This window comes from uncultured Polaribacter sp., assembly GCF_947497125.1.
In the GTDB taxonomy this organism is placed as follows: domain Bacteria; phylum Bacteroidota; class Bacteroidia; order Flavobacteriales; family Flavobacteriaceae; genus Polaribacter.
On record NZ_CANMFI010000006.1, the window covers coordinates 197,284 to 209,078 of the forward strand.

Consider the following 11,795-nt stretch of genomic DNA (forward strand, 5'->3'; position numbering starts at 1 on the left):
GTTATATTGTATTAAAAAGGTCTTTTTTCTTTAGGTAAGAAGTGATTATTCGTTGTGCGTCTTTGTTGTCTTTTTGAGGTTGTACAAAAAGCATATAGTCTTCTGGGTTGTTTAATTCAGCCGCATGTGTTTTGTCTAAATACCCAAAGCCCATATAAACTTCGTTTATAATTAGTACAAAGCTAATTTCGTTATTTGTTCTGCCAGTTTCTTTTATAACTAAGTTTTTGGCACCTAAACCCAAGGATTGGATGGCTTTTTTTACTCTAAGATTGTAGTTTTCTACCGATTCTTTATTACAGCAAATGCCTTTACATTCTTTAAGTTGGTATTTAAAACAACTCGAAAAATTTGTTTCTAGTTGACAATATTTCGGACATAATTCAAACTCTTTACAAAGCGCCTCTAAATGATTTTTACAAGTAATTATAGAGTAGTATTTAGATAAAGCATTCGGCACCAGTTTTAAGTTGTTGTAGGCTAAGTGAATGATTCCCTTTTGATCTTCGTAGTTAAAAAGCCCAATAGCTTCTTTTGTTTTTCTTTGTGCTCTATTAAATTTAGGTGCGTTTTCTTTTATTTCTGATGATTCATGTAAAAGAGCAACCAGCTCGCTACCTGTTTTGGTAAAAGAAATATCGGCAGTTTCTAAACACATGTTTTGTTCTTTTTTCTTTTTATCATAAAAATGACTAATAACACGTTGTTTAATATTGTTGGCTTTGCCTACGTATATAATTTCTTTCGCTTCATTTTTAAAATAGTAAACCCCAAAAGTTTCTGGTAGGTTGTCTACTGTTTCTTTTTTTAATAATGGCGGTAAGGTTGCTTGTCTAGATTTTGGATTTAAAAATGAGTTAACAATAAAATTAGTATCTCTTTCTAGTATTCTTTTAAATAACTCTGTGGTTGCTTCAGCATCTCCTTTAGCTCTGTGTCGCCCATTTATAGGAATGTTTTCTGCTTCGCAAATAACACCTAAACTATACGATTTTAAACCTGGTATTATTTTTCTAGACAAACGAACGGTGCATAGTTTTTTTCTTTTAAAACTAAAGCCTAAACTTTTAAATTCTTCACAAATAATGTTGTAGTCAAAATTAACGTTATGAGCTACAAAAATACAGTCTTTGGTTAGTTCTTCTATTTTTCTTGCAATCTCAAAAAACTTAGGAGCATTTTTTACTATTGCATTGGTAATGCCTGTGAGGTTGGTTATAAAAAGAGGAATGTTTTTCTCTGGATTAACAAATGATGTAAATTCTTCTACAATTTTTTTTCCATCAAATATAAAAATTGATATTTCTGTTATTTTAGAGCCTTTATAACCGTTTCCTGTGGTTTCGATATCTACAACTGAATACACTTTTTATTTTTTAAGGATTGCTACAACAAAAAACAAGGGTTTCACAACATTATTTTATTTTTTGAGAGAAACTAAAGTACTTTTGTTGAATACTATTTATAGTATTTTCTTTTCATAACAAATTTTTTTCCACTCAATTTATTGAGTGGTTTTTTTTGCTATTAATTAAGCAATACTATTTTTTAAATTGGCAATAGTTTCTGTAGGATTTTCTGATCCAAAAACATAACTACCAGCAACCAAAACGTTTGCTCCGGCTTCTATAAGTGCGTTAGCATTTTTGTCTGTAACACCACCATCTATTTCAATTTTACAAGTACTGTTTGTAAATTCTATTAGCTGTTTTAGTTGAGATACTTTCTTATACGTATTTTCTATAAATGATTGACCGCCAAAACCTGGGTTAACACTCATAATACAAACAAGATCTAAATCTGTAATTATATCTTCTAAAACAGCAATAGGTGTATGTGGGTTTAAGGCAACACCTGCTTGCATCCCAGTAGCTTTAATAGCCTGTACTGTTCTATGTAAGTGTGTACATGCTTCGTAATGAACGGTTAATATGTTTGCACCTAAAGCTGCAAATGTTTCTATGTATTGATCTGGATTGACAATCATTAAATGTACATCAATCGTTTTTTTAGCGTGCTTGGCAATTGCTTTTAAGACAGGCATACCAAAAGAAATATTTGGCACAAAAACGCCATCCATAATATCTATATGAAACCAGTCTGCTTCACTATTATTTACCATTTCTATATCTCTTTGTAGGTTGGCAAAGTCTGCTGCTAATACTGAAGGTGCTATTAAATTGTTCATTGTATATTGTTGTGTAGTTATATTTTTACAAAGGTACTTAATTCGTTAAATAGATTACCGTTGAACCAGTAATTAATTTTACAAATGGGTTAGCCCCGATTGAAGTGGCATCCTTTTTATACTTAAACTTATAGCAAGCAATTTGTATTTAAATATGATATTGAAATTCCTTTTTTAAAGATGTTATTTAAAGGCGGTATAAAAAGATATAACGAAAAGCGGGAAATGGCTTCAAAAAAAAACTCTCAAAACGATGAATTTTGAGAGTTTAATAGTTGTTTGAATAATGATTAACCTAGGTATGTCATTAATATTTTAGATCTAGAAGTGTGTTTTAATCTTCTGATTGCTTTTTCTTTAATTTGACGAACACGTTCACGTGTTAAATCAAAAGTTTCTCCAATTTCTTCTAAGGTCATTGGTTGATGTTCACCTAAACCAAAGTAAAGTTTTACAACATCTGCTTCTCTAGGTGTTAATGTTTCTAAGGCTCTATCTATTTCAATTCTTAAAGATTCGTGCAATAATTTTCTATCTGGGTTTGGAGACTCGCCAGAGTTTAATACATCGTATAAGTTAGAGTCTTCACCTTCAATTAAAGGTGCATCCATAGATACATGACGGCCAGAATTTTTCATAGATTCTTTTACGTCATTTACAGTCATGTCTAGCTTTTTAGCTATTTCTTCTGCACTTGGTGGGCGTTCGTTTTCTTGTTCTAAGAAAGCGTACATTTTATTAATTTTATTAATAGAACCAATTTTATTTAATGGCAAACGCACAATTCTAGATTGTTCTGCAAGAGCTTGTAAAATCGATTGACGAATCCACCAAACGGCATATGATATAAATTTAAAACCTCTAGTTTCATCAAAACGTTTTGCGGCTTTTATCAAACCTAAATTACCTTCATTTATTAAATCTGGTAAAGTTAATCCTTGGTTTTGATATTGTTTAGCTACAGAGACAACAAATCTTAAGTTTGCTTTTGTTAATTTTTCTAAAGCTCTTTGGTCTCCAGCTTTAATTAATTGCGCCAATTCTACTTCTTCATCGGCAGTAATTAAGTCTACTTTTCCAATTTCTTGTAAGTATTTGTCTAAAGAGGCGGTTTCTCTATTGGTAACCTGTTTGGTAATTTTAAGTTGTCTCATTGTTTTGTGTGCTATTAAAATAACATTAGTGTAAATGCTACATTATAGTATACGTTGTATTGTTTTTAAATGTTACAAAAAATAGTATTTTTTTTTAAAAGTTTATTTTTTACCATTCAACGTTATAAATGGGCAACTAAACTTTTATTTATTTTAACATGTGACTGTTTTCGTTTTTTTGTGTCATAAAAATAACCAAATTGAAAACACTTGTAAAAAAAGTATCGGATGAAGCTTTAGTCTTCAAAATTGTAGAAACAAACAATGCAGAATTATTTGCAGAACTCTATGATCGATTTTCGAGACTTGTTTATAATAAATGTTATGGTTTTTCTAAAAATAAAGAAGAAGCAGAAGATTTAACACATGATGTTTTTATTAGGTTATTTGTGAAGTTAAGAACTTTTAAAGGGAACTCTAAATTTTCTACTTGGTTGTATTCATTTACGTACAATTACTGTGTAAATTATGTACAAAGAAATGCACACAAGAAAAGAGAAAGAGTTACAGTTGTTACAGATCAAATAAAAGAAGAAAGTGCTTTTGATGAAATTGATGATGCTAATTTATTTGAATTAAAGTCAGAAAAATTAGTAAAAGTTTTAGCGTTAATTGAGCCTGCAGAAAAAATGATTTTATTAATGAAGTATCAAGATGATATGAGTATTAAAGAAATTATGGAAGCATTGCAAGTAGGTGAAAGTGCCGTTAAAATGAGAATTAAAAGAGCAAAAGCAAAAGTTGTAAAAATTTATGATGAGATGTAATTACTATGAAAAATCCTTTTAAGACTATTGGCACCGATTATGAAGTACCTAAAAAGCTTAAGGGGCGCATTTTAGATGATGTTATGATGATTAAATGCACCTACGATATTGCAGATTTATTTCTGATAAAATACCCGAATACATTAACCGATTACTATATTAAAGAGAAAGTAAAGTACAATTAAAGTTAAAAGAGTTTGATAGGGAGTTGGGGGACAAACTATCAAAATGTGATTTATCACAAAAAAAAGAGACCGATATTCGGTCTCTTTTCAATTTTAGTTTTTTTATTAATTAGAATAGCCCATTAATTTGAGCATCTATTCTGTCTACAATATAGCCTAAATCTTCTTGGTTGTCTACAAAGTCTAAATTATCAACATTAATAATTAGTAGTTTTCCCTTTGTATAGGTAGATATAAATGCTTCGTATCTTTCATTTAGTCTACTTAGGTAGTCTATGCTAATGCTGTTTTCATAATCTCTACCACGTTTATGAATTTGTCTAACCAAGGTAGAAATATCTGCTCGTAAGTAGATTAATAAGTCTGGTGGTGTAACTAGGTTTTCCATTAAGTTAAATAAAGAACTATAATTATCGTAGTCTCTATTTGTCATTAATCCCATAGCATGTAAGTTAGGAGCAAAAATATGAGCATCTTCATAAATGGTTCTATCTTGAATAATTTTCTCTCCTGTTTTTCTTAACTCTAAAATTTGTCGGAATCTACTATTTAAAAAATAGACTTGTAAATTAAAAGACCAGCGTTCCATTTCGTTGTAAAAATCATCTAAATACGGATTTTCATCAACAGACTCAAAATGAGGTTTCCATTTATAATGTTTTGCCAATAGTTTGGTTAGCGTTGTTTTACCTGCGCCTATATTTCCTGCAATTGCGACGTGCATATTTTAATTGTAATAAAGTTAAATAAGCTGCTAAAGTACTAAATTTTTATAGTTAGAAAACGAATTGTAATATCATTTTAAGATAATAGCATTAAACTTAAGTTCTTTTTGTTATGTTCAATGTCTAATTTAAAATTCAAAAAAGTATACAAGGTATTGATCAATTTAAAACTAGAAGAGGAAATGCAGATGGAGTTGAGATACGTATCGGAGGATAAGATTTATTTGCTCTTATTAAACCTTTATGATTTTTTTAAGTCTTATAAAAAAAGTGAATCTTACTTTCGCTAAAAATCGACATCTATATTTATGAAAACAATATTTACATTTATTTTACTATTAGCTACAATTACAGTATTTAGCCAGAAAAATTTTCAAGGAAAAGCGACCTACATGTCCAAAACTACGATGGATATGAATCGTTTTGGAGACAAAATGAGCGAACAAAGAAAAAAGGAAATTATGAGTCGTATGAAAAATTTTCTTGAAAAAACATACACTTTAACCTTTAATAAAACAGCTTCATCATTTAAAGAAAATGTAGCTTTAGAAGCACCCGGTGCTTCTGGACCAAGTTGGGGTAGAGGTAATGGGCAAGGCTCTATATACAAGAATACAAAAGATAAAAAAATGATAGAAGACGTAGAGCAATTTAGCAAACGTTTTTTAATTATTGAAGCAATGGAGCAGCCACAATGGGAAATGGGTGTCGAGACAAAAAAAATTGGTGAATATACTTGTTACAAAGCAACCATGACTATTGAAGATAAAAATGTAGATTGGGGAGGTATTTTTAGAAGAGGTCCAAGTGCTAAAAAAGATTCTACTGATGTAAAACAAGAAAAACCGGCCAAGAAAATGTTAAGCGTTACAGCTTGGTACACACCACAAATACCAGTAAGTTCTGGACCAGACAAATATTATGGTTTGCCGGGGTTAATTTTAGAGTTAAATGCTGGTAGAACAACAATGTTATGTACAGAGGTAGCAATTAATACCGAAGATATTGTAGAAATTACAGAGCCTAACAAGGGAAAAGAAGTTTCTAGAGAAGAATATAATGAAATAATAAAAGTAAAGACAACAGAGTTAAAAGAGCGTTTTCAGAATAGAGGAAATAGAGGTGGTAGAGGTCGTTTTTAGTCCTTATTTTATAAAAAAATCAATAATAAACTATGAAAAATAAATTAGTAATCGTTCTTTTTTTAATTTCTGCGGCTCTTTCTGCTCAAATTGAATACAAAGGAGTCGTTAAAGATTCTTTGGGTGTTTCTTTAGAAATGGCAAACGTAATTGCAATAGATACTGTAGCAAAAAAAATTACCTCTTATGGTTTTACCGATGCAAAAGGGAATTTTAAACTTAGCTTAAATACTAATACAACATACAATATTAAGATAAGCTATATTGGTTATGATGATATTAGTGCTTTTGTAAACACTGGGGCTAAAAACATGAGTGCTGCCTTTACAATGACAGAAAATAAGATGTTAGACGGTATTGAAATAGTCTCTAAAATGCCAGTTACAGTTAAAGGAGATACTATTATTTACAATGCAGATTCTTTTAAAAATGGTTCTGAAAGAAAGCTAGAAGATGTTTTAAAAAAGTTGCCTGGTGTAGAAATTAATGATCAAGGTCAAATAGAAGTAGAAGGTAAGGCTGTTGAAAAAATAATGGTAGATGGTAAAGAGTTTTTTAGTGGAGATAGTAAGTTAGCAACTAAAAACATTCCATCGAATGCTGTTGATAAAATTCAGGTTTTAAGAAATTACTCAAATGTAAGCCAGTTAAGTGGTGTGCAAAACAATCAAGATAGAGTAGCAATAAACATCAAACTAAAAGAAGGAAAAAAGAATTTCTGGTTTGGTGATGTTACTGCTGGCGCTGGAACATCACCAGATGAGGGATTGTATCTTTTTCAGCCAAAATTATTTTATTACACTCCAAAGTACACAATCAATGTTATTGGTGATGTAAATAATATTGGCGATGTGGTATTGAGCAGAAGAGATTTAAGAAGTTTTGGGGGTAGTTTTCAAAGTCAAAGTCCGTCAAATGGTACCAATATTAATATTGCAGATGCTGGTATTGGTTTTTTAAGTGCCGGAGCTAGAAATGCTAATAAAATAGAAACAAAATTAACGGCTCTTAATTTTAGTTATTCACCAAATAAAAAATTAGATTTAAGTGGGTTTTTAATTTGGTCTAGCAATAGTAACGGACAAAGAAACATTAATTCTATCAATTATGTAGATCCTAATACTCCAGACGATTTTGTAGATAATAAAACAACTCAAACAAGTAATACCGGTTTGTTTAGGTTTAGTTCAGCTTATAAAAAGGATTTTAACAATCAGTTTAATTATGATGTTACTGGGCGTTTTTCTAATGAGTTTAGAACAGATGATGTAAACTCATTTGTTTTGAGTGATATTAATGAGCAAGAAAGAGCAACACCTTTTAAGATAAACCAAAACTTTAGCTATTTCTATACTGCAGGTGAAAAACATATTTTTGCTTTAGAAGTTCAACATTTATTACAAGATGAAGATCCTTTTTATGTAGCTTCATTAGAGAACGATCCAAACAATAATAATCCTTCAGACGATACTAGTTTAGATGCTTTAGAAGATGGTTTTGATGATGCAGCCGAAAGTTTAGGGTTAGATAGATCTAATCTTTACTATACTTTAGAGCAAGATAGAAGAGTAAAAACAAACCAAGTAGATGCAAAGCTAGATTACTATTATATTTTAAATAATAAGAGTAATTTAAACTTTGTAGGAGGTACAATTTTAAGTCAGCAAAATTTTGATTCAAGGTTTTTTCAAATTTTAGACAATGGTTCTCAATTAGATCCTACTCCTACAATTCAAGGGATTGATAATGCACTAACCACCAACGATACAGAATATAATTTTACAGACCTTTATGCAGGTTTAAGATATCGATTAAAAGCAGGTATTTTTACATTTACACCCGGATTTACAGTGCACTCTTATGTTGCTGAAAATACCCAATATGGTTCAGAAAGTTTTAGAGATAAGTTTGAAGAGTTTTTGCCAGAATTAGAAATTATTGCCCAATTTAAAAGAAGTGAAAGTTTAAGATTTAGTTACAAACAACAAGTTAATTTTACCGATGTAAACCAGATAGCAAGAGGTATTGTTGCTAATAGTTATAATTCTTTTTTTGCTGGTAATTCAAATCTGGTAAATGCAAGTTCTCATAATTTAAGATTAAACTATAGTAGTTTTAACCTTTATAATGGTACCAATGCTTTTGCAAGAATTAGCTACTCTAAAACACAGAATCAGGTAAATAGAAATACCATTTTCGAGCCAGGTTCTGTGGTATCTAGTAGTACTACCTTAAATTCTCCTTTCGATAATGAAAACTTAACTGCTTTTGGTAATGTGGGTAAAAGATTTAAAAAAATTAGTACCTCTTTAGGAGCAAATTTTTCGTACGGTAAAACTTATCAGTTTATCAATTCTAATGAAAATACAAACGAGAGTGTTAGTAAAGGAATTAATGCACGAGTAGGAACCAATTTTACAAAAGCACCCAATGTAACTTTTCGTTACAATGTTTTCTTTAGAGACCAAAGTAACAGTGCAAGACCTATAGATTTAAAGACAGTTACACATGCGCCTTCGGTAGATTTTGATGCTTATATTTGGAACTCAGTAACAGTAACATCAGACTTTACTTTTAATGAAGTTAGACAAGATGGTGCTAAACAGAGTTCATTTAAAATATGGAACGCAAAATTAGCATATAGAAAAGATAAAGATGCTAAATGGGAATATGAATTGGTTGGTAATAACTTATTAGCAACAGGTTCTGAAACCTCTGTTAATCAAAGTTTAGTATCGTTTAATATAAACGAACGTTTTATATTGCCAAGATTTATAAGTTTTAGGCTTCGTTATCAGTTGTAATAAAAACTTAAATAGAAAGTATAAAAAAAAACGCATCTTAATTAAGATGCGTTTTTTGTTTGTGACCATGCTAGGATTCAAACCTAGAACCTCTTGAGCCGTAATCAAGTGCGCTATTCAGTTGCGCCACATGGCCTTTTTGCGGGTGCAAATATAATAGCATTTTTTTGAAATAGAAAATCTTAATGCATTTTTTAAATATTAATTTTTTCTTTGTAGCTTTCTATAATAGGCTTGGCTTTCTCAAGTTCGCTTGTTAATAAAAATAACTCTACAGAGTTTGATGGAACGCCAAAGCCACTTAATCTAGCAGATTCATTGTGGTTTTTTATTAATGATACAATATTGTGTTCGTTTAAAATATGCTCTAGTCCTCTAATAATAATCAAAGTTCCTGTAAATACTTTAGTGTAATTTTCTTCCATAGTCGTTCTTTTTTAGTCTAATGAGTTTTGTGTAACATAAGCTCGCCAGCCTATAACTGCAAGTTGCGTTTTAGAGGCTTTTGTAATATCTAGCTTCCTTTTAGAGTAAGAAGGTAGTATTAATTTATTAATTGCTGCAATAGTTTTAAAAACTTTTTTTTTCATTAGTCGATGATTTACTATCAAATTTACTAAAAAATATCGGTATTTTCTCTAGTAAAAAATTATGAACTAGACATGAATCAACTTTTAAGGCACTTTGAGAAGTAGTGTTTTTATAATTTAGATATATAAAATCATATCTTCGCAAAAAATAGATAACTATGAGTATTTTTTATGTTTGTATTGGCCTAGCCTTATTGGTTTTTGGGGGCGAGTTTTTAGTAAGGGCATCTATAGGATTGTCTTTTAAATTAAACATTTCTAAAATGGTTATTGGTATGACAGTGGTTTCTTTTGCAACTTCTGCGCCAGAGCTTTTAGTTAGTATACAGGCAGCTTTAGTAGGCTCTCCGGCAATAGCAATTAATAATGTTATAGGTTCAAATATTGCAAATATCGGTTTGGTACTGGGTATTACAGCTCTTATCGGTCCGATTACGGTAAGTAAAGATTTTTATAAATTGAATTGGCCAGTAATGATGATGTTTTCGGTAGTTTTATATTACTTTTTAAATAATGATGCTGTTTTATCTCGATTAGAAGGAATCTTACTTTTAATAGGTTTGCTCTTTTTTTTATATGTTTTGATAAAAAATGCAAGAAAAAATGCTGATCAAGAAGATGCCACTGATGAGGTTGATGATGCTTTGGCGTCAGTAGGATACTTGAAAATAGTTATTTGGTTGCTTATAGGAGGAGCCTCTCTTTATTATGGAGCTAATTTTTTAGTAGACGGTGCAAAAGACATTGCCTTAAATATGGGAATTAGCGAAGGTGTTATCTCTATAACAATGATTGCTATTGGTACAAGTGTGCCAGAGTTGGCTGCTTCTGTTATTGCAGCCTTAAAAGGAGAAAAAGCAATTTCTTTAGGAAATTTAATTGGCTCAAATATTTTTAATATTGCCTCTGTATTGGGGCTTACAGCTATTGTTAAAGAAATTCCGGTAACAGAACCTCAAATTTTATCTAGAGATATTTTTTGGATGTTAGGTTTTGCAATTGTTTTATTACCACTAATATTTATTTCAAAAAAATTAGTGTTAACCAGATTTAAAGGGGCGCTATTGTTTATTTCATATGTGTTTTTTATTTATATGGTTTTTAAAGTAACTGCATAAAAAAAGCATCAACAATAAATGTTGATGCTTAAAATATAAGTTTAAAATAAATAAATTATTTTATTGGTTTTACTGTTTTTATAATTCTTGCAGCAATTTTATATGGGTCTCCGTTTGAAGAAGGTCTTCTGTCTTCTAGCCAACCTTTGTAACCTTTTTCTACAGCAATAATTGGAATTCTAATTGAAGCTCCTCTATCAGAAACACCCCAAGAAAAATCATTGATTGATGCTGTTTCGTGATCACCAGTTAAACGTTGGTCGTTAAACTCTCCATAAACCTCAATATGTTCTTTAACAAATGGTCTAAAAGCTTCACAAATTTCTGCGTATTTTTCTTTAGAACCACAAGTTCTTAAAATAGAGTTAGAAAAGTTAGCGTGCATACCAGAACCATTCCAATCCATATCCTTACCTAATGGTTTTGGGTGGTACTCAATATACATCCCTTTTCCTTCTGTTAATCTATCTAATAAATATCTAGAAACCCAAATTTCATCTCCAGCTTTTTTTGCTCCTTTTGCAAATAGTTGGTATTCCCATTGTCCAGAAGCAACTTCTTGATTAATTCCTTCAAAGTTTAAACCAGCATCTATACATAAATCTGCATGCTTTTCAACAAAGTCTCTACCATGAGTATTTTTACCACCTACAGAACAGTAGTACATACCTTGTGGTGCTGGGTAACCGCCTCTAGGAAAACCTAATGGTAAACCTGTAGAAGTATCCATAATAAAATATTCTTGTTCAAAACCGAACCAGAAATCGTTATCATCATCTTCTATTGTAGCACGTGCGTTAGATTTGTGTGGTGTACCGTCAGCATTCATTACCTCTGTCATTACTAACCATCCGTTTCTTCTTGTAGGATCTGGATAAATAGCAACTGGCTTTAAAATACAGTCAGAAGCGCCTCCTGAAGCTTGTTTAGTAGAAGAACCATCAAAAGACCAAAGTCCTAATTCTTCAATTGTCCCTTTAAAGTTTTCGTGTTCTTCAACTTTGGTTTTACTTCTTAAGTTTTGAGTAGGATAATATCCGTCTAACCAAATGTATTCTAATTTAATTTTTGCCATAGTAATTGTTTATTTGAATGGATTCGCTTACAAAAATCAAAAAAAAT

The 11,795-nt window shown here is 30.7% G+C and carries 12 protein-coding genes and 1 tRNA gene; 5 read left to right on the plus strand and 8 right to left on the minus strand.

The window, feature by feature from the left end; translation table 11 throughout:
• Window position 1 precedes the first annotated feature (1 nt).
• The 3 genes from Q0678_RS10260 to Q0678_RS10270 form a co-directional block, all read right to left on the minus strand.
• Window positions 2-1,366, minus strand: coding sequence for an exonuclease domain-containing protein (locus Q0678_RS10260; protein WP_299057496.1), 1,365 nt, complete (start codon window positions 1,364-1,366; stop codon window positions 2-4).
• Between the two features lie 165 nt (window positions 1,367-1,531).
• Complete coding sequence (rpe, locus tag Q0678_RS10265) at window positions 1,532-2,188, minus strand: ribulose-phosphate 3-epimerase (RefSeq protein WP_299057498.1); 657 nt, start codon at window positions 2,186-2,188, stop codon at window positions 1,532-1,534.
• A gap of 290 nt (window positions 2,189-2,478) precedes the next feature.
• Window positions 2,479-3,342 carry a sigma-70 family RNA polymerase sigma factor gene (locus Q0678_RS10270; protein ID WP_004569073.1) on the minus strand — a complete coding sequence of 288 codons (864 nt, stop codon included), beginning with the start codon at window positions 3,340-3,342 and terminating at the stop codon, window positions 2,479-2,481.
• Between the two features lie 200 nt (window positions 3,343-3,542).
• On the opposite strand from Q0678_RS10270, the gene Q0678_RS10275 reads away from it, so the two are divergent.
• Both Q0678_RS10275 and Q0678_RS10280 read left to right on the plus strand, forming a co-directional pair.
• Window positions 3,543-4,109 carry a sigma-70 family RNA polymerase sigma factor gene (locus tag Q0678_RS10275; protein WP_299057505.1) on the plus strand — a complete coding sequence of 189 codons (567 nt, stop codon included), beginning with the start codon at window positions 3,543-3,545 and terminating at the stop codon, window positions 4,107-4,109.
• A gap of 5 nt (window positions 4,110-4,114) precedes the next feature.
• On the plus strand, window positions 4,115-4,294 hold the full coding sequence (locus Q0678_RS10280) for a hypothetical protein (RefSeq protein ID WP_299057508.1): 180 nt from the start codon (window positions 4,115-4,117) through the stop codon (window positions 4,292-4,294).
• Between the two features lie 109 nt (window positions 4,295-4,403).
• Here the strand turns inward: Q0678_RS10280 and Q0678_RS10285 are convergent, their stop codons facing one another.
• Window positions 4,404-5,018: a deoxynucleoside kinase gene (locus Q0678_RS10285; RefSeq protein ID WP_299057512.1), complete on the minus strand. Its 615-nt coding sequence runs from the start codon at window positions 5,016-5,018 to the stop codon at window positions 4,404-4,406.
• A gap of 309 nt (window positions 5,019-5,327) precedes the next feature.
• Here Q0678_RS10285 and Q0678_RS10290 point away from each other — a divergent pair, with 309 nt between their 5' ends.
• Both Q0678_RS10290 and Q0678_RS10295 read left to right on the plus strand, forming a co-directional pair.
• On the plus strand, window positions 5,328-6,161 hold the full coding sequence (locus Q0678_RS10290; protein WP_299057515.1) for a GLPGLI family protein: 834 nt from the start codon (window positions 5,328-5,330) through the stop codon (window positions 6,159-6,161).
• Between the two features lie 32 nt (window positions 6,162-6,193).
• Entirely contained in the window at window positions 6,194-8,965 is a 2,772-nt protein-coding gene (locus tag Q0678_RS10295; RefSeq protein ID WP_299057517.1) for a carboxypeptidase-like regulatory domain-containing protein, read from the plus strand.
• Window positions 8,966-9,027: 62 nt separating this feature from the next.
• Here the strand turns inward: Q0678_RS10295 and Q0678_RS10300 are convergent.
• The 3 genes from Q0678_RS10300 to Q0678_RS10310 form a co-directional block, all read right to left on the minus strand.
• A tRNA-Arg gene (locus tag Q0678_RS10300) sits at window positions 9,028-9,101 on the minus strand.
• 58 nt (window positions 9,102-9,159) lie between these two features.
• Window positions 9,160-9,390 carry a DUF2007 domain-containing protein gene (locus tag Q0678_RS10305; protein WP_299057519.1) on the minus strand — a complete coding sequence of 77 codons (231 nt, stop codon included), beginning with the start codon at window positions 9,388-9,390 and terminating at the stop codon, window positions 9,160-9,162.
• A 12-nt stretch (window positions 9,391-9,402) separates the two neighbouring features.
• Complete coding sequence (locus Q0678_RS10310) at window positions 9,403-9,555, minus strand: SsrA-binding protein (RefSeq protein WP_299057521.1); 153 nt, start codon at window positions 9,553-9,555, stop codon at window positions 9,403-9,405.
• A 158-nt stretch (window positions 9,556-9,713) separates the two neighbouring features.
• Here Q0678_RS10310 and Q0678_RS10315 point away from each other — a divergent pair, with 158 nt between their 5' ends.
• Window positions 9,714-10,673 (plus strand): calcium/sodium antiporter, encoded by a 960-nt coding sequence (locus Q0678_RS10315; protein ID WP_299057523.1) that lies wholly within the window; start codon window positions 9,714-9,716, stop codon window positions 10,671-10,673.
• A 55-nt stretch (window positions 10,674-10,728) separates the two neighbouring features.
• On the opposite strand, the gene Q0678_RS10320 is transcribed toward Q0678_RS10315, so the two are convergent.
• The gene (locus Q0678_RS10320) at window positions 10,729-11,748 is read right to left on the minus strand and encodes a glutamine synthetase beta-grasp domain-containing protein (RefSeq protein ID WP_299057526.1); all 1,020 of its coding nucleotides are present in this window, start codon (window positions 11,746-11,748) and stop codon (window positions 10,729-10,731) included.
• Window positions 11,749-11,795: the final 47 nt, after the last annotated feature.

What these genes read in the sequence shown, in the direction of transcription:
- Q0678_RS10315 (WP_299057523.1), top strand. Translation starts at nt 9,714, where the DNA reads ATGAGTATTTTTTATGTTTGTATTGGCCTAGCCTTATTGGTTTTTGGG.
- Q0678_RS10320 (WP_299057526.1), bottom strand. Translation starts at nt 11,748, where the DNA reads ATGGCAAAAATTAAATTAGAATACATTTGGTTAGACGGATATTATCCT.
- rpe (WP_299057498.1), bottom strand. Translation starts at nt 2,188, where the DNA reads ATGAACAATTTAATAGCACCTTCAGTATTAGCAGCAGACTTTGCCAAC.
- Q0678_RS10295 (WP_299057517.1), top strand. Translation starts at nt 6,194, where the DNA reads ATGAAAAATAAATTAGTAATCGTTCTTTTTTTAATTTCTGCGGCTCTT.
- Q0678_RS10290 (WP_299057515.1), top strand. Translation starts at nt 5,328, where the DNA reads ATGAAAACAATATTTACATTTATTTTACTATTAGCTACAATTACAGTA.
- Q0678_RS10305 (WP_299057519.1), bottom strand. Translation starts at nt 9,390, where the DNA reads ATGGAAGAAAATTACACTAAAGTATTTACAGGAACTTTGATTATTATT.
- Q0678_RS10270 (WP_004569073.1), bottom strand. Translation starts at nt 3,342, where the DNA reads ATGAGACAACTTAAAATTACCAAACAGGTTACCAATAGAGAAACCGCC.
- Q0678_RS10310 (WP_299057521.1), bottom strand. Translation starts at nt 9,555, where the DNA reads ATGAAAAAAAAAGTTTTTAAAACTATTGCAGCAATTAATAAATTAATA.
- Q0678_RS10285 (WP_299057512.1), bottom strand. Translation starts at nt 5,018, where the DNA reads ATGCACGTCGCAATTGCAGGAAATATAGGCGCAGGTAAAACAACGCTA.
- Q0678_RS10280 (WP_299057508.1), top strand. Translation starts at nt 4,115, where the DNA reads ATGAAAAATCCTTTTAAGACTATTGGCACCGATTATGAAGTACCTAAA.